Genomic DNA, 16419 nt, shown 5'->3' on the forward strand with positions numbered 1-16419 from the left:
GACGGCCGCGCGTTCTTTGTAACCTGAGGCCCGAGTCGACTCGCACCACCCCCTCGACCGTCGACCGGCGAAAGGACAGTCCGTGCGCGCAGTGCAGGTGACCACCCTCGAAGGCCCCGAAGCCCTCACCCTCACCGATCTCGACGAGCCCACCGGCGACGGCGTGGTGATCGACGTGCGGGCTGCCGGTGTGGCCTTCCCCGACGCCCTGCTCAGCCGCGGTCTCTACCAGTACAAGCCGGACTTGCCGTTCGTGCCCGGAAGCGAGGTGGCCGGTGTCGTGCGGTCGGCGCCCGAGGGCTCGGGATTCGCGCCCGGTGACCGAGTGGCGGCGCTGACCGGATTCGGCGGCGGTATGGCCGAGGTGGCGGTGGCCTCCCCCGACCTCGTCTTCGCGCTGCCCGACGCGGTCTCGTTCGAGGCGGGTGCGGGATTGCTGTTCAACGATCTGACGGTGCACTTCGCCCTCCGCGAGCGCGGACGTCTGGCCGAGGGCGAGACCGTCCTGGTCCACGGCGCCGGCGGCGGCATCGGGACATCGACGCTGCGACTCGCCCCGGTACTGGGAGCGTCACGCACCATCGCGGTGGTGAGCAGCGAGGCCAAGGCCGAGGTCGCTCGCGCCGCGGGCGCCACCGATGTGGTGATGCTGCAGGGCCCGAACGGCGAGGGCTGGAAGGACACGGTCAAGGAACTCACCGGTGGCCGCGGAGTCGACATCGTCATCGACCCCGTCGGCGGGGATCGCTTCACCGACAGCATCCGATCGCTGGCGCCTGCGGGTCGACTCGTGGTCATCGGCTTCACCGGTGGCGACATCCCGACGGTCAAGGTCAACCGACTGCTGCTGAGCAACGTCGAGGTCGTCGGCGCCGGATGGGGTGCGTGGTGGATGAGCCGGCCCGGTTACACGACGACGCAGTGGGCCGAGCTCGAGCCGCTGTTCGCCTCGGGCGCGCTGGTGGCGCCGGAGCCGGTGGTGTACCCGCTCGACAAGGCCGGCGAGGCCATCGCATCTCTTGAGAACCGTACCGCCACAGGCAAAGTCGTGGTGACGCTGCAGTGAGCGATGCCTACCGGGACGGTCTCGCGGTCCGCCGCGAGGTGATGGGCGAGACCTTCGTCGCGGCGGCCCTCGAGAACAGCGCGGGCACCGACTCCGAAGCGCTGCAGCGCCACGTCACCGAGCACGTGTGGGACGCCGTGTGGAACAGGCCGGGCCTCGATCGGCGGAGTCGGAGCCTGCTGAACATCGGGATGCTTATCGCGCTGCGGGCGGAGCAGGAGCTCGGCGGGCACATCCGGGGCGCACTCACCAACGGTCTGACCCGCGAGGAGATCGTGGAGTCCGTGGTCCACGCCAGTGGGTACTGCGGCGCGCCGGCGGCGCTCGCAGCGATGCGGGTGGTGCAGCGAGTACTCGACGAGGAGCTGGGCCCGCTCGAGTAAGGTCGGGACATGCGTATCGGTGCACACGTCCGCAACTCGGAGAACCCGCTCGGCGAGGCCGAGGATCTCGACGTCGACCTGGTGCAACTGTTCCTCACGGACCCGCAGAAATGGAACAAGCCCGTTGTCGGTTCGGGGTTGGAGGCGGTCCGGGACAGTGCGGTCGACATCGTCGTCCACTCGTCCTACGTCATCAATGTCGCGAGCCTGAACAACCGCATCCGCATCCCGTCCCGCAAGGCCGTCGCGCAGCAGGCCGACGTGGCCGCCGAGATCGGTGCCCTCGGGTTGGTGGTCCACGGTGGACACGTTCGCGACGGGGAGGATCCCGCCGAGGGAGTGGCCAACTGGCGCAAGCTGTTCGAACGGCAGGCCGAGTCCGGTGGATTCGCGGTTCCGATCTGGATCGAGAACACCGCCGGCGGCGACTTCGCGATGGCGCGGCGGTTCGACGCCATTTCTCGACTCTGGGACGCCGTCGGGGAGTTCGGAGCAGGGTTCTGCCTCGACACGTGCCACGCCTGGGCCGGCGGCGAGGACCTCGTGGACGCCGTGGAGCGCGTCGAGGCGATCACCGGACGCATCGACCTGGTGCACCTGAACAACTCTCGCGACGAATTCGATTCGGCTCGCGACCGTCACGCCAATCTCGAGAGCGGCGAGATCGAGGCCGAGGTGCTGGCCGCCGTCGCCGCCGCGGCGGACGCTCCGGTGATGCTGGAGACGCCCGCCGACGGCATGAAGGACGACGTCGCGTACCTCCGCTCGCTCTGAGTCAGACCGCGTCGGCGGGTACCGGCTTCTCGGACCGGACGCTCGCGAGAGCGAGTAGCGCGATGGTCGCACCACCGGTCATCGCGATGGCCATGGCCGGGCCGTCGTTGCCGAGGACGCCCACCAGGGGCGCGATGAGCGCACCGATGCCGAACTGCGCGGCACCCAGCAGAGCGGCGGCGGTGCCGGCGGCCTCACCGTGGCGTGACAGGGCGAGCGCCGGGGAGTTGGGCATGACGAAGCCGGCGGATGCCAGAACGAACAGCACGGGCACCATGAAACCGACGATGCCTCCGAATCCGGTGGTCGTGGTGACGATGAGCGCGGCGCCGGACGCGGCCATCGCGACCAGTGCCACGGTGACGATCCGCTGCGGGGTGAAGCGCTGCAGCGCCAGCACGTTGAGTTGCGACGCACTGATCAACGCGACGGCACCGATGCCGAACACCAGCGCGAACTGCTGCTCGCCGAGTCCGTATCCGTCCTGCAGCACGAACGAGCTGCCGGAGATGTACGCGAACAGGGCCGACATTCCGAGGCCCGCCACGAGAACGAGAACCACGAATCGACGATCGCTGAGCAACGAGCCGTAGGTCCGCAGAACGGGCAGGAACTCGTTGGGCCGGCGGCGTTCCTCGGGGAGAGTCTCCTTCAGCAGGAACATCGCCACGAGCATGAGGGCGGCACCCACGACGGCGAGCCCGGCGAACACGCCGCGCCACGACCCATGGATGAGGACGAGGCTGCCGAGGCTGGGTGCCACGATCGGCGCGACGCCCATGACCAGGACCAACCGTGACATCACGGTGGCTGCGGCTCGGCCGTCGAAGAGGTCGCGGACGATGGCGATCGCGATGACCATGGCGGCGGCGGCGCCGAAGCCCTGCAGAGCTCGGGTCACGCCCAGGATGCCGACGGTCGGAGCGATCATGCACAACAGCGACGCGACGATGTGGATCATCGTGCCGGCGATGAGGGGCCGTCGACGTCCCAGGGAGTCCGAGAGCGGCCCGATCACCAGCTGTCCCACGGCCAGTCCGATGAGGGTGCCGGTGAGGGTGAACTGCACCGCGGCATCAGTCGACCCGAGGTCCTCGGTGATCGCGGGCAGGGCCGGGAGGTAGACATCGATCGTGAGCGGCCCCAGCGCGACGAGGGCGCCGAGAACCAGGATGGTGCGAAGCCTGGAGGGTGCGGCCGGCTGGTCGGAGCTGCCGACAGCCGTGCCGGGAGTCGCCGTGGTGGTGCGGGAGTCTGTCGTCACCCGGGGTGCAGCACCGCGCAGCCGCGATGTGTTCCCGATCCGTGTGACGGTCAGGTGAACTGTCGGCGATGCGTGAGGTGCGGGACGGTCGGAACGGGGGACTCCCCGCGGTCCAGCGCAGTCACCAGAAGGTCGGCCCAGCGCATCAGCCCTGCGATGTCGATGTCGTGTGGTGCCTCGGCGTACGTCCCGATACGGTCACGTCCCTGCGTCAACAGCGACGTGGCTCCCACGCGATTACCCCGCAACAGGTGGGTGAGACCGACGGCGAGCTGGGCCAGGCCCTGCCAGAGGGCGCGCTCAGTCGGCGTACTGATCTTCCACGTGCCTTCGAGAATCTCGTGCGCGTGGAAGGGCATACCGTCGTCGAGGAGTTGCTGGGCACGGACGAGGGACTCGACCGGCGGAAGCTGGACGTCGTCGGGTATGCGCTCGACACCCTCGGACCCGCGGGGCAGGGGACGTCCGAGCCCGTCGCGGGGCCGGCCGTTCTGCGGCCGGCCCTCGGGGTTGCGCTCTCGTCTCGGCGTGGCCACCGAGACGACGCTACTCGCCGACCTTGTCCGACAACGCGGTCAGACGGTCGAGCTCGTCGGCGGTCAGCGACAGCGCCGGGGCGTCCGTCAGGGACGCGAGCTGCTCGAGACGGCTCGCGCTGGCGATGGGCGCCACGATGCCGTTGCGGGAGAGCAGCCACGCCAACGCCACGGTCGGGATCGCGGAGCCGTGAGCGTCCGCGATGTCGGCGAGCGCTCCGACGACGTCGAGACCGGCGTCGCTGAAGTAGCCGGACGTCATCGCCGCGCGGGGTGTGCCCTCGATGTCGTCGCGCGTGCGGTACTTACCCGTCAGGAAGCCCGAGGCGAGCGCGAAGTACGGGAAGACGCCCAGCTGGTTCTTCTCGGCGACCTCCATCAGCTCGGGCTCGTAGCTGCGACGATGCACCAGGTTGTAGTGCGGCTGCAGCGCCACGGGTGCGTCGAACCCCTCGCGCTGTGCGATGTCGATCCACTGCCGCGCGCGCTCCGCCGTGTAGTTGGAGATGCCGACATACCGCACCTTGCCGGCCTTCACGAGTGCGTCGAAGGCGGCCACCGTCTCCTCGAGCGGGGTGTCCGAGTCGTCGAAGTGTGCGTAGTAGAGGTCGATGCGATCGGTCTGCAGGCGCTGCAACGACGCGTCGGCCGCGGCAGCGACCGTGCCCGCGGCCAGACCCGTGAACTGCGGGTGCTGGCTCACCTTGGTGGCCAGGACGACGTCGTCGCGGCGGCCCGCCGAAGTGAACCACTTCCCGATCACCGTCTCCGACTCGCCGCCCGAGTTGCCGGGGGCGAAGGCGGAGTACGAGTCCGCGGTGTCGATCAGCGAACCACCGGCTCCGAGGAAGGCCTCGATGATGCGGTGCGAGTCCTGCTCGTCACTCGTCCACCCGAAGGTGTTGGCACCGAGTGCGAGCGGGAAGACGTCCAGGTCCGAGGTTCCGATGCGAGTCATGTCCGGTGCAACACCTGTGAGCCGTCGCTATTTCCGCCCGGCACCGAGTGAGAGGCGTCCGTCAGGACAGCGCCGCCGAACTGACGCCGATGCCGCCCGTGGTGTCTGCGCCGAAGCGAGCGATCTCCGCGTCGAGGTCCAGGGGAGCGATGGTGGAACGGCCCTGCAGGATCGCGTCGTCGATGCGGTCCGCGGGAACGAGCCAGGCGATCTCGAACTCGATGCCGTCGGGATCCTGGCCGTAGAGACTCTTGGACGTCGAGTGATCGGATGCGCCGACCAGCGCTCCCGCGGTGGCCATCTTCTCCCGCAGGTCGACGAGGTCGGACAGCGTCTGCACCTCCCAGGCCAGGTGGTAGAGCCCGACGGTGTTGCGGCCTGCCGGGGACGCGCCCGCTGCGTCGCCGACGGAGAACAGGCCGAGGTCGTGGTCGTTCGTGCTGTCCGGCGCCTGCACGAACACGGCGCGATCGCCCATGGACATGACGACGCGGAAACCGAGCACGTCGGAGTAGAAGCGTGCGCTGCGCTGGGCGTCGCGCACATAGAGCACGGCGTGGTTCAGGCGGGAGATGGCCATCGGATGTCCTTCGGGTCGGGTTGACTTGAAGCTTCAACTTGAAGTCTACGCCACGTGTTCCCGCAGCTGTGTGAACACAGCCTGCGTGAACCGAACACCCGCTTCTGCGTGCGGGAGATGGTGTGCGCTCACGGGTGCCTGTGTGCACACGCCTTGCAGCGTCCGTCAGGCCGGGAACTGTCCCTGCGAGCTGTGTGAACACAGCCTGCGTGAACCGAACACCCGCTCCTGCGTGCGGGAGATGGTGTGCGCTCACGGGTACCTGTGTGCACACACCTTGCAGCGTCCGTCAGTGGTGGCGGTGGTCGGTGACCACGGTGCGCGGACCGAACTTCGGGCGCACGGCGGTTCCGCTGACCTCGAGCAGGCGCACCGCCCGGTAGCGGTGCGGCCGGATCGGCGCCAGGTACTCGAGCATCTCGTCGTCCGTCATCGGAGCCCCCGTCAGCGTCCATCCGATCACCGACGCCAGGTGGTAGTCGCCGACGGACAGAGCGTCCGCATCCCCCGATGCCCGTTGCATCACCTCGGCCGCGGTCCACACGCCGATTCCGGGAACGTGGCGCAACCGGCGCTCGGCATCCTCCCTCGTCATGGACACGATCGGTTCGAGCTTGTCGGCCAGCGCGGCGCTGCGCACGATCGTCTTGGAGCGCTTCGGATCCACGTTCGCACGGTGGAACTCCCAGGACGGGACCCGTCGCCACACCTCGGCGGGCGGCGGTACACGCATCCCCGCGGGCGCCGGTCCCGGTGCCGGCTCACCGAACTTCGAGAGCAGGTAGCGCCATGCCGCGAAGGCGGCCACTCCGTGCACCTTCTGCTCCAGAACGGCCGGGACCAGCGCCTCCATGACCTGGCCGGTGCGGCCGATGCGCAGATGCGGGAACCGGCGATGAGCCTCCGCGAGGATGCGGTGCTCGGGTGCGAATCCGTCGGCGTCGTCCTCCATGCCCACGAGTCCCGGAAGAGAGTCGAGGAACTCCGCGGAGCCGGCGCCCCAGGCCTCGCAGGTCACCTCGAACCGATCGACCTGGCGGAGGCGATACGTCACCGGTCCCGTTCGGAATCGTGAGGTGCGCCAGATCGATCCGTCGGCCTCCACCCGATGAGCCGGATCGCCCGCGCCGCGGCGGTGTGGTGACAGCGAATACCGAAGGGCAAGTGGACGATCCGAGGCCAGCGTGGTTTCCACTGCGCCTCGAGGAGTGTGACCGGGGTCGAGCACGGGGAACGAGCTAGCCGACACGGACGAGGGTGCGACCGGTGGTGGCCCCGTCGCGCAGGGAGTCGAGCACTCCCGCCACCTCGTCGAGAGTCACCTCGGTGGTGACCTCGGCGAGCCGACTCGGGCGCAGGGAACCGGCCAACTGGTTCCACAGGGTGCGGCGGGCCTCGATGGGCAGCTGCACCGAGTCGATGCCGAGCAGGGCCACTCCGCGGAGAATGAACGGCAACACGGTGGTCGAGAGTCCGGCTCCCCCGGTGAGCCCACTGGCGGCCACTGCTCCGCCGTACCTCGTGGTGCTCAGCACGTGAGCGAGGGTCTTCCCGCCGACGCAGTCGACGGCGGCGGCCCACTGTGCCTTGCCGAGAGGACGCGGCGCCGCGTCGGGGTCCTCGGGGAGGCGGCCGATGATCGAGGACGCGCCGAGTGCGGTGAGCAGATCGTGCGCCGACTCCTTGCCGGTGGAGGCGACCACCTCGAAACCGGCATGGGACAACAGGTCCACGCTGACACTGCCCACCCCACCGCTCGCGCCGGTGACCAGCACCGGACCGTCGGACGGGGTGAGACCGCGCGCCAGCAGGGCTTGCACGCTCAGAGCGGCGGTGAAGCCTGCGGTACCGATGGTGGCAGCGTCGGCCGTCGTCAGCCCGTCCGCGAGCGGCACGATCCACTCGGCCGGAACGCGCGCGTACTCGGCGTAGCCGCCGTGACGTCCGGTACCGATCTCGTAGCCGTGTGCCACGACGCGGTCGCCGATCGAGACCGAGTCGGACGACGAGGAGACCACCACACCGGCGAGGTCGATGCCGGGAACGATGGGGTACTCACGCACGACTCCGCCCTTCGGGGTGACGGCCAGGGCGTCCTTGTAGTTGGCGCCCGAGTACTCGACGCGCACGACCACCTCACCCTCCGGCAGGAACGACAGGTCGACCGTCTCGGACGTGAGATCCACACCGTCGTCGGTCTGCCGAGCGACCAGGGCGCGGAAGTTCTCCGGGATCTCGGTGGCGGATCGATCGTGGGTCGGCGTGGTCACGTGGCGTCTCCCTGTGTCGGTTCGGATCGAGTTCTGGGCTGATGGTCCGCGTTCGAGAGTATGCCGAGCCGCCGACGGGGTGCGCGCTCGGCGCGGGACCACGGATTTGTCGGTCCTCGGCCGTACTGTCTCGAGAGTGATCATCGTGAGTACCGACGGTTCGTGTCTGAAGAACCCCGGCGGAGCCATCGGCTGGGCGTGGGTCGACCACACCGGTCCGTCCGCATCCGGCGGCGAGGCGTCCGGCACGAATCAGATCGCCGAGCTCAGGGCCCTGTACGAAGCAGTGGCGGCACATCCGGGGCCGGAGCCGATGCTCATCGAGTCGGACAGCCAGTACGCCATCAAGTGCGCGTCGGAGTGGCTCGCCGGGTGGAAGCGCAAGGGCTGGCGCACGTCCACGGGCGGTCCGGTACGCAACCTGGAACTGGTCCGCGCGATCGACCGCGCCATCACCGAGCGCGAGGGTCCGGTGCGGTTTCGCTGGGTCCGCGGACATGTGGGCAACCAATTCAACGAGATGGCGGACGAGCTGGCCGGAATCGCTGCGCGGGCGATACGCGACGGTTCGCTGACTCCGTGCGAGCCGGTCGGTGCCCAGGAACCGGTCACGCTCTTCTAGGGCACCGACTCACTCCTGGCGAGCGGTCTGCTTCTCGTCCTTGTCGCCGGGGGTCACGTCGCGCGGACTCGGAGCGGGCAGGTCTTTTCCCTCGTCCACGGCCGCCTCGCTCCGATCGAGGGTCGGCGCCGGCTCGGCCTCGGAATGGTTGTCGAACTCGCGTACCGCCTCGTCGCGTTCGTTCGGGCTCTGCGCGGTGTCCGCACCCGTGCCCTTGGATTCCTCGCGCGGGTCGATGGACGCGGTGTCGACGGGCTCGTTCACGGAATCACTCATGGACACCGGAGTGCCCGATCCACTGGACGGTCAACCCTGCCGTGACCGTCACGGCGTCGCGGTGGGCGTCAGGGTCACCGAGAACTGATTCTCCAGATTGTCGGTGAACTGCTGCTGGCATTGCTCCACCCGAGTCGCGTCGCCGCCGGCATCGTTGAGGCAGGTGGCGAGATCCCCGACGCCCACCTCGTTGAACACCCACACGGTCAGGGCGATGAACACCGCTCCACCGATGATGCCGAGCACGCCGAGCACCAACCCTGTCGTGGCGACACCGCCGTTCGTGGCCTCGCGGCGCTTGACCCGGCCGCGGCCGAGCACACCGAGCACCACGGCGATGATGCCGAGGAAGATGCCGAACCCGAAGGTCCAGAAGGACAGGATGGACAGTATGCCGAGAACGAGCGCTGCGATTCCCACGCCGTTCTTCGGGCTGACCGGAGGCTGACCGTACCCACCGCCGTATGCGCCCGGCGGTGGGTACTGCCCTCCGGGGCCGGGCTGCTGGCCGTACGGGGGCTGCTGACCATATTCGGGCTGCTGGCCGTACTCGGGTGTGGGACCGCTCATTGGTCTCTCCTGACGGGCGACTCGGCTGGTGTCTCGCACTGTAGCGCCGGACAGCACCCTCGGTGTGTGTGCGTGATCGCACCGTTACCGCAGGTGCGCGGCGGGGTATCTCCACAGTATGAGCACCCGGCCCGTCAGCGACGGCACAGTCCTGCACTACACCGATCAGGGAACGGGGCGGCCGCTCGTGATGCTGCACGGGTGGGGATTCAGTGGCCGATTCTTCGACGGCAGTGTCGATCGACTCGCCGAGCACGCCCGAGTGATCACCGTCGACATGCGCGCACACGGTGATTCGGAGGACCCGGGCCACGGTTACCGGGTGTCGAGGTTGGCCAAGGACCTCCGCGATCTGCTCGTGGGCTTGGAGCTGACGGACGTCACCGTTCTGGGGTGGTCGCTGGGCTGTCCGGTGATCTGGAGTTACCAGGAACTGTTCGGCAACGACCTGTTGGCGCAGGCGATCTACGTCGCGCAGACTCCGCGGCAGTACCGGACGCCCGAGTGGACTCTGGCGCACACCAGCATCTTCGACGACGCGTCGCTGGCCGCGGTGCAGGGCCGTGTGACGTACGACCGCGAGAACTTCGACCGCGAACAGCTCGACGAGATCACCGCCACCGACCTCCCCGCCGAGCGTGTCGAGGTCCTCCTCGCGGAGATGACGAAGATGCCCTCGGACGCGCGCAACGCGGTGATGGCGGACCACACCCATCACGACTGGCGCGATCTGCTGCCGACACTCGATCTGCCGTCGCTGGTCATGGTGGGCAAGCACGACAAGGCGTTCCCGTGGGAAGCGGCACAGTACGTGGGTGACACGATTCCCGGCGCGCGCACCGTCGTGTTCGAGAACAGCAGTCACGCACTGTTTCTCGACGAGCCGCGCAAGTTCGAGGACGAGGTGCTCGGCTTTCTCGCCGAGCACTCGTGACCTCGATGGTTTGCGGACAGCAGTTCGCGGACACCCGGCAGGCATGAGCCAAGACCTGTACACCGCCACTGTCACCGCCACCGACGGATCGATCTCCTCGAGCGACGACGTGCTCTCCCTCGATGTCCACGAGCCCTCCGACCTCGGCGGTCCGGGTGGGGCCACCAACCCCGAGCAGCTGATGGCCGCTGCACTGAGCTCCTGCCTGCTCGAATCGCTGCGCATCGCCGTCGGTACCGCGGGGGGATCCCTCGACGGCGCGTCGGTGGAGGGACAGGTGACGCTGTCCTCCGCCGACGGTGCGGGCTACGACGCGGCCTACCGCCTCGGCGTGACACTGCCGGGCGTCGACAACCCGGGCGACGTGCTGGAGCAGGCCCGCTCGATCTGCCCGTTCCTCAAGACCGTCACGGGTGTGGACGTGACGCTGAGCGAGTGACGAAGTGAATCGTCAGAACGGCGTGATCAGGGCAGGCGCTGTACGACACACCATGAGAGCCGCGAGGTCCGCGGTGCCCGGACCGCGAATATGCCCGGCCGCCGCCACCGTGGACACACTCACGCCGCCGAGCAGGACGGAGCCCAGCGCGGCGACGTCCAGGAGTACGTCTGAGTCCAACTCTTCTGCGACATTCGATGTTCGGTGCACGGTGCCTTCGCCGTGGACGACGGTGAGCCGGTAGGTGCCGGTGGCGAAGCCCATGTCGTCGGTGACAGCCAGTGTGACCGTGCCGTCGACGAAATACGTCCGAGCCTCGAGCACAGCCGAGACGTCGAGTACTCGCAACCACAGGAAGTCGCTACGGCCTTCCACCGTGTAGACATCCGGTTCGAGCAGTGCGTAGGGCATCGTCCACTCGCGCTCGTCGCTGTGTGACCGTGGTGACGAGGTCGTGGCGTCCGAGGAAGTCCCACAACATGATTCCGACTGCGGGATCCGGCACGATCAGGTCACGGATCACCAGGGCGTTGTCGTCCTCGATCTTCCACGCCACCGCACCGTCACACTGTCCGTCGTCGTCGAGATGCAGTGCGTATCGGAACGTGTGCTGCAATTTCCCGGTCTGGAGGTCGGTACCGCTCAGGGCGTCCGAGCCTGACGGGTGACGAGCCACCGAACCAGAGGTGCGACTGTGGAACACGGCGAAGAGGGCCTCCACATGCTCGAGGTAGACGTCGCGGTCGACCAACTCGACCCGACCCGTGATCGTCGATGTGATGCCGAACGACGCGTCGGTCCGGACCTTCACGGCGTTGGCCTGCACGGCCGGGCCGAAGCCGAACCGGCGGTAGATCCCGGACTCGCTGACGGTCAGAGCGGCCAGCGGCAGCCCCCGGTCGGCGGCGTCCGTCAGGTCTGCGGTCATCAACCTCCGCAGGATGCCGCGCCGCCGATGTGACGCTCTGGTCGTCACGTCGCTGATCGCGTTGGCGGGCAGGAGCGAGCCGCCGATGTTCACGGTCGTGTCCCAGCTACCGAGGGTGCCCACGGGCTGGTCCGGATCACGCAGTCCCGCCGTGTCGAGATCGTGGACTCCTCGCATACGCACGGACATCGCGACGACGGTGCGTAGCCACAGTGCCAACGCCTCGTCGGTGTAGGTGGGCTCGTGGAACCCGAATGTGACGGCTCGAATCCACGTCGCCGCCGCAGGTTCGTCGGCGAGCGAGGTGGACCGGGCGTGGTGAGTTCGAAGCTCCAGTTCCATGTCCGTCACGGTATGCATCAGCGGAATCGAGTGCCAACGCATGTGCGGTCGCGTGTCGTCAGGGCACGCGACCGCACATGTACGCCTCCAGCGAACGCCCTCATCTGCGGGAACACCATCGACCGCCGCCAAGTTGAGCTGATCACGCGCAACCTTGGAGGACCCCATGAGCGAATCGACTCGCTTGCCCGTTCTGTTCCTGACCGACCCCGTCGTCCTGCCCGGCATGGTCGTGCCGGTCGAACTGGACGACGCTGCCCGCGCTGCGGTCGACGCCGCGCGGACCAGTGCCGACGGCACTCTGCTGATCGCCCCACGACTGGACGACCGCTACCCCGCCTACGGCGTCGTGGCGACGATCGTGCAGGTTGGCCGTCTCGCCACCGGTGAGCCGGCTGCGGTGCTGAAGGCGGAGAAGCGTGCGCACATCGGCACCGGAGTCAGTGGTCCCGGCGCCGCTCTGTGGGTGCAGGCCGAGCCGGTGTCCGAGCCGGAGCCGACGGACGCCGTACGGACTCTCGCCGCGGAGTACAAGAAGCTCGTTCTGGCCATGTTGCAGCGCCGCGAGGCATGGCAGGCCATCGACTCGGTGAACAAGCTCTCGGACCCGTCCGCGCTGGCCGACACCGCCGGCTACGCGTCGTGGCTCACCGATGTCCAGAAGCGGCAGTTGCTCGAGACCCCGGACGTGGCAGCACGATTGACGGTGCTGACCGAGTGGACCACCGACCACCTCGCCGAGATCGAGGTGACCGACAAGATCGCGGGCGATGTCCGCGACGGTATGGAGAAGACGCAGAAGGAGTTCTTGCTGCGGCAGCAACTCGCGGCCATCCGCAAGGAGTTGGGTGAGGGCGAGCCCGACGGTGCCGACGACTACCGAGGACGTGTCGAGTCCGCAGACCTGCCGGACTCTGTTCGCGAGGCAGCGCTACGCGAGGTCGGTCGGCTGGAGCGCTCGAGCGACCAGAGCCCCGAGAGTGGTTGGATCAGAACCTGGTTGGACACCGTCCTGGAACTGCCGTGGACTGTGACCACCGACGACAGCACCGACATCGTCGCGGCACGCGCCGTCCTCGACGCCGACCACCACGGACTCGACGACGTGAAGGACCGCATCACCGAGTACCTGGCCGTCCGGTCGAGGCGCGCTTCTCGCGGTCTGACGGTGGTGGGCGGACGTGGATCCGGTGCCGTCATGGTGCTGGCCGGTCCTCCCGGCGTCGGCAAGACCTCGCTGGGTGAGTCGGTGGCGAAGGCGTTGGGCCGCAAGTTCGTTCGCGTCGCCCTCGGTGGCGTGCGCGACGAGGCCGAGATCCGCGGACACCGTCGCACCTACGTCGGAGCCCTGCCGGGCCGCATCGTGCGTGCGATCGCCGAGGCAGGCTCGATGAATCCTGTCGTCCTGCTGGACGAGATCGACAAGATCGGATCGGACTTCCGCGGTGACCCCGCGGCGGCGCTGCTCGAGGTCCTCGATCCAGCTCAGAATCACACGTTCCGGGACCATTACCTGGACCTCGATCTCGACCTGTCGGACGTGGTCTTCCTGGCGACCGCCAACGTGATCGACCAGATTCCGACAGCGCTGCTGGACCGTATGGAACTGGTGACCATCGATGGCTACACCGAGGACGACAAGGTCGTCATCGCACGGAACCACCTGCTTCCGCGGCAGGTCGACCGCGCTGCACTGACCGATGCCGAGGTGACTGTTACGGACGCTGCACTCCGCACGATCGCCGCCGACTACACCCGTGAGCCCGGTGTCCGTCAGTTCGAGCGACTGCTGGCGAAGGCGTTGCGCAAGGTGGCGACCGAGTTGGCGCAGGACGAGCGGCCCATCACGGTGGACGAGCCCGATCTGGTCACCTACCTCGGACGGCCCCGCTTCACCCCCGAGGCACACGAACGCACCGAGGTCCCCGGTGTCGCGACGGGCCTGGCCGTGACCGGTCTGGGCGGCGACGTCCTGTTCATCGAGGCGAGCTCGACGGGTGACACCGCCGGTCTCACCCTCACCGGTCAGCTCGGCGACGTCATGAAGGAGTCGGCGCAGATCGCGCTCTCCTACGTGCGGTCGCACGCGGCGGAACTCGGGGTGGACCCCACGGCGCTGGACAAGGCGATCCACATCCACGTGCCGGCCGGTGCCGTACCGAAGGACGGTCCGTCCGCGGGCGTCACGATGGTCACCGCGCTGGTGTCGATGGCGACGGGCCGCCCCGTGCGCTCGGACGTCGGCATGACGGGTGAGGTCTCCCTGAACGGTCGGGTGCTCCCGATCGGTGGGGTGAAGCAGAAGTTGCTCGCCGCGCAACGCGCCGGACTGACCACCGTGTTCGTTCCCGCGCGGAACGAGCCCGACCTCGACGACGTGCCGGCCGAGGTACGGGCTGCCGTCGACGTCCGGCCCATGTCGGACGTCGCCGATATCGTCTCGCAAGCCCTCGAACCTGCGCGGGAGCAGGTCGCCGCTGCCTGACCTCGGAATGGGGAGGGCGGCGCCGGGGTTGCCCGAAGTGCAGGTGACACAGGACGCCGCGGTTCGTGCCGTCGGTGGGCAGAGATCGCGACGAGTGACAGGAGGTTCCACATGAGTATGGAAATGACCGCGTGGAATCAGATGTATCGATCGATGCACACCAACGGCGACGATCACCGACCGTTCTCCCGGGTGACCGTGCGGCGCATCCTGGTGTTCGCCCGCCCCCTGCGCACCCTCCTCGTGGGCTTCCTGATTCTCAGTGTCGTCGCGGCGGTCCTGGCCGTCGCGACGCCCGTGCTGGCCGGCCGCGTCGTGGACGCGATCGTGCAGGGCCGCGCCTACGGAACGGTCCTCGTGCTCGCCGTCGTCATCGCGGTCGTGGCGTTGCTCGACGCCGGTACGGGGCTGGTGAACCGGTGGTTGTCCTCGCGGATCGGCGAGAACCTGATTCTCGACCTCCGCACACGCGTGTTCGACCACGTGCAGAAGATGCCGATCGCCTTCTTCACGCGCACGCGCACCGGTGCGCTGGTCTCACGGTTGAACAACGACGTCATCGGCGCGCAGCGCGCATTCAGCGGCACGCTGTCGGGTGTCGTCAGCAATCTCGTGACGTTGCTGCTCACCCTCGTCGTCATGCTCGGGATCTCCTGGCAGATCACCGTGCTGGCGTTGTTGCTCCTGCCCATCTTCGTTCTCCCGGCCCGCCGCATGGGCACTCGCCTCGCCCGTCTGCAGCGCGAGGCCGCCGCGCACAACGCCGCCATGTCGACACAGATGACCGAGCGGTTCTCCGCTCCCGGCGCGACGCTGATCAAGCTGTTCGGACGCCCCGATCACGAGTCGTCCGAGTTCGCGCTCCGAGCGGGCCGCGTCCGCGACATCGGCGTGCGTTCGGCCATGGTGCAGACCGTCTTCGTGACGGCACTGACTCTCGTGTCCGCGCTGGCCCTCGCGCTCGTCTACGGTCTCGGCGGTTTCTACGCACTGCGAGGGCAGCTCGACGCCGGGTCCGTCGTGACCCTCGCGCTGCTTCTGACCAGGCTGTACGCACCGCTCACGGCGCTGGCGAGCGCCCGCGTCGACATCATGAGCGCCGTGGTGAGCTTCGAGAGGGTCTTCGAGATCCTCGACCTCGATCCGCTCATCACCGACAAGCCGGACGCCCGTGCGGTTCCGGAGGGTCCGGTCACCGTCGAGTTCGACGACGTGCGGTTCGCCTACCCGTCCGCCGACAAGGTGTCGCTGGCGTCCCTCGAGGACGTGTCCGTCCTGGACGCTCGCGGCGGCGAGGAGGTGCTCCACGGAGTGTCCTTCCGCGCCGAGCCGGGGCACATGGTGGCACTGGTGGGATCCTCGGGTGCGGGCAAGTCGACCATCGCCCAGCTCGTGTCGCGGCTCTACGACGTGGATTCCGGTGCCGTGCGCATCGGCGACGTCGATGTCCGCGATCTGACGGCCGAATCGATACGGCGCACCGTCGGTATGGTGACGCAGGACGGCCACCTGTTCCACGAGACCTTGCGCTCCAATCTCACCCTGGCGCATCCGGATGCGACGGAGGAGGAGATCTGGTCCGCGCTGCGGCGAGCGCGTCTGGAGGAGCTGGTGCTCTCGCTGCCGGACGGCCTGGACACGGTGGTCGGTGAGCGCGGCTACCGGTTCTCCGGTGGTGAACGTCAGCGCGTCACCATCGCCCGACTGCTGCTGGCGCGGCCCACCGTCGTGGTGTTGGACGAGGCCACAGCGTCACTGGACTCCACCTCCGAGGCCGCGGTGCAGGAGGCTCTCGCCGAGGCGCTGGAGGGACGGACGTCCATCGTCATTGCGCATCGGCTCTCCACCATCCGGGCGGCCGATCTCATCCTGGTCATCGAGAACGGCCGCGTCGTCGAACGCGGTACGCACACCGAACTGCTGGCGAACTCGGGTCGGTACTCCGAGCTCTACCGCACGCAGTTCGACGAACCGGTCCGCGCCTGAGCCACC

General features: G+C 68.4%; 18 protein-coding genes. 8 read left to right on the forward strand and 10 right to left on the reverse strand.

Annotated elements, in window-relative coordinates; all coding sequences use genetic code 11:
* Positions 1-82: 82 nt before the first annotated feature.
* From HQ325_RS11555 to HQ325_RS11565, 3 genes are read left to right on the forward strand one after another with little or no spacing between them, the layout of a single operon-like run.
* Entirely contained in the window at positions 83-1066 is a 984-nt protein-coding gene (locus tag HQ325_RS11555; protein ID WP_222629619.1) for an NADPH:quinone oxidoreductase family protein, read from the forward strand.
* A gap of 41 nt (positions 1067-1107) precedes the next feature.
* Positions 1108-1449 (forward strand): carboxymuconolactone decarboxylase family protein, encoded by a 342-nt coding sequence (locus HQ325_RS11560; protein WP_222630963.1) that lies wholly within the window; start codon positions 1108-1110, stop codon positions 1447-1449.
* Between the two features lie 9 nt (positions 1450-1458).
* Positions 1459-2223, forward strand: coding sequence for a deoxyribonuclease IV (locus tag HQ325_RS11565; RefSeq protein ID WP_222629622.1), 765 nt, complete (start codon positions 1459-1461; stop codon positions 2221-2223).
* A 1-nt stretch (position 2224) separates the two neighbouring features.
* Here HQ325_RS11565 and HQ325_RS11570 read toward each other — a convergent pair whose 3' ends face one another.
* The 6 genes from HQ325_RS11570 to HQ325_RS11595 all read right to left on the reverse strand — a co-directional run bounded on the left by HQ325_RS11570 (position 2225) and on the right by HQ325_RS11595 (position 7831).
* Positions 2225-3487: a multidrug effflux MFS transporter gene (locus tag HQ325_RS11570; RefSeq protein WP_222629624.1), complete on the reverse strand. Its 1263-nt coding sequence runs from the start codon at positions 3485-3487 to the stop codon at positions 2225-2227.
* A 50-nt stretch (positions 3488-3537) separates the two neighbouring features.
* Positions 3538-4023: a DUF309 domain-containing protein gene (locus HQ325_RS11575; protein WP_222629627.1), complete on the reverse strand. Its 486-nt coding sequence runs from the start codon at positions 4021-4023 to the stop codon at positions 3538-3540.
* Between the two features lie 10 nt (positions 4024-4033).
* Positions 4034-4981, reverse strand: coding sequence for an aldo/keto reductase (locus HQ325_RS11580; RefSeq protein ID WP_222629631.1), 948 nt, complete (start codon positions 4979-4981; stop codon positions 4034-4036).
* 61 nt (positions 4982-5042) lie between these two features.
* On the reverse strand, positions 5043-5561 hold the full coding sequence (locus tag HQ325_RS11585; RefSeq protein ID WP_222629634.1) for a VOC family protein: 519 nt from the start codon (positions 5559-5561) through the stop codon (positions 5043-5045).
* Between the two features lie 289 nt (positions 5562-5850).
* On the reverse strand, positions 5851-6789 hold the full coding sequence (locus HQ325_RS11590) for a DNA-3-methyladenine glycosylase (protein ID WP_222630964.1): 939 nt from the start codon (positions 6787-6789) through the stop codon (positions 5851-5853).
* Positions 6790-6799: 10 nt separating this feature from the next.
* On the reverse strand, positions 6800-7831 hold the full coding sequence (locus tag HQ325_RS11595; RefSeq protein WP_308014505.1) for an acryloyl-CoA reductase: 1032 nt from the start codon (positions 7829-7831) through the stop codon (positions 6800-6802).
* Positions 7832-7967: 136 nt separating this feature from the next.
* Here HQ325_RS11595 and HQ325_RS11600 point away from each other — a divergent pair, with 136 nt between their 5' ends.
* Positions 7968-8453, forward strand: coding sequence for a ribonuclease H (locus HQ325_RS11600; protein WP_027506082.1), 486 nt, complete (start codon positions 7968-7970; stop codon positions 8451-8453).
* Between the two features lie 9 nt (positions 8454-8462).
* Here the strand turns inward: HQ325_RS11600 and HQ325_RS11605 are convergent, their stop codons facing one another.
* The gene (locus tag HQ325_RS11605; protein ID WP_222629640.1) at positions 8463-8729 is read right to left on the reverse strand and encodes a hypothetical protein; all 267 of its coding nucleotides are present in this window, start codon (positions 8727-8729) and stop codon (positions 8463-8465) included.
* Positions 8730-8777: 48 nt separating this feature from the next.
* A complete protein-coding gene (locus tag HQ325_RS11610) occupies positions 8778-9299 on the reverse strand; it encodes a DUF4190 domain-containing protein (RefSeq protein ID WP_222629642.1) in 522 nt (173 codons plus the stop codon).
* Positions 9300-9417: 118 nt separating this feature from the next.
* Here HQ325_RS11610 and HQ325_RS11615 point away from each other — a divergent pair, with 118 nt between their 5' ends.
* Positions 9418-10233, forward strand: a complete 816-nt coding sequence (locus tag HQ325_RS11615; RefSeq protein WP_222629644.1) for an alpha/beta fold hydrolase — start codon at positions 9418-9420, stop codon at positions 10231-10233.
* A gap of 43 nt (positions 10234-10276) precedes the next feature.
* Positions 10277-10672, forward strand: a complete 396-nt coding sequence (locus HQ325_RS11620; RefSeq protein ID WP_027506084.1) for an OsmC family protein — start codon at positions 10277-10279, stop codon at positions 10670-10672.
* Positions 10673-10684: 12 nt separating this feature from the next.
* On the opposite strand, the gene HQ325_RS11625 is transcribed toward HQ325_RS11620, so the two are convergent.
* A complete protein-coding gene (locus HQ325_RS11625; RefSeq protein WP_222629646.1) occupies positions 10685-11047 on the reverse strand; it encodes a sterol carrier protein domain-containing protein in 363 nt (120 codons plus the stop codon).
* On the reverse strand, positions 11034-11942 hold the full coding sequence (locus HQ325_RS11630) for a GNAT family N-acetyltransferase (protein ID WP_222629648.1): 909 nt from the start codon (positions 11940-11942) through the stop codon (positions 11034-11036). Before HQ325_RS11630 ends, HQ325_RS11625 begins: the two co-directional genes overlap by 14 nt.
* Before the next feature lie 166 nt (positions 11943-12108).
* On the opposite strand from HQ325_RS11630, the gene lon reads away from it, so the two are divergent.
* Together lon and HQ325_RS11640 are read left to right on the forward strand one after the other, a co-directional pair.
* Positions 12109-14427, forward strand: a complete 2319-nt coding sequence (gene lon, locus HQ325_RS11635) for an endopeptidase La (protein ID WP_222629649.1) — start codon at positions 12109-12111, stop codon at positions 14425-14427.
* A gap of 111 nt (positions 14428-14538) precedes the next feature.
* Positions 14539-16413 (forward strand): ABC transporter ATP-binding protein, encoded by a 1875-nt coding sequence (locus HQ325_RS11640; protein WP_222629650.1) that lies wholly within the window; start codon positions 14539-14541, stop codon positions 16411-16413.
* Positions 16414-16419 lie beyond the last annotated feature (6 nt).

The organism is Rhodococcus sp. BP-349, assembly GCF_019835845.1.
Taxonomy (GTDB): Bacteria; Actinomycetota; Actinomycetes; order Mycobacteriales; family Mycobacteriaceae; genus Rhodococcoides.

Bases quoted from the DNA above. Each gene is read 5' to 3' on its own strand.
- HQ325_RS11560 (WP_222630963.1), top strand. From the start codon at position 1,108: ATGGGCGAGACCTTCGTCGCGGCGGCCCTCGAGAACAGCGCGGGCACC.
- HQ325_RS11565 (WP_222629622.1), top strand. From the start codon at position 1,459: ATGCGTATCGGTGCACACGTCCGCAACTCGGAGAACCCGCTCGGCGAG.
- HQ325_RS11580 (WP_222629631.1), bottom strand. From the start codon at position 4,981: ATGACTCGCATCGGAACCTCGGACCTGGACGTCTTCCCGCTCGCACTC.
- HQ325_RS11585 (WP_222629634.1), bottom strand. From the start codon at position 5,561: ATGGCCATCTCCCGCCTGAACCACGCCGTGCTCTATGTGCGCGACGCC.
- HQ325_RS11605 (WP_222629640.1), bottom strand. From the start codon at position 8,729: ATGAGTGATTCCGTGAACGAGCCCGTCGACACCGCGTCCATCGACCCG.
- HQ325_RS11610 (WP_222629642.1), bottom strand. From the start codon at position 9,299: ATGAGCGGTCCCACACCCGAGTACGGCCAGCAGCCCGAATATGGTCAG.
- HQ325_RS11615 (WP_222629644.1), top strand. From the start codon at position 9,418: ATGAGCACCCGGCCCGTCAGCGACGGCACAGTCCTGCACTACACCGAT.
- HQ325_RS11620 (WP_027506084.1), top strand. From the start codon at position 10,277: ATGAGCCAAGACCTGTACACCGCCACTGTCACCGCCACCGACGGATCG.
- HQ325_RS11630 (WP_222629648.1), bottom strand. From the start codon at position 11,942: ATGGAACTGGAGCTTCGAACTCACCACGCCCGGTCCACCTCGCTCGCC.
- lon (WP_222629649.1), top strand. From the start codon at position 12,109: ATGAGCGAATCGACTCGCTTGCCCGTTCTGTTCCTGACCGACCCCGTC.
- HQ325_RS11640 (WP_222629650.1), top strand. From the start codon at position 14,539: ATGAGTATGGAAATGACCGCGTGGAATCAGATGTATCGATCGATGCAC.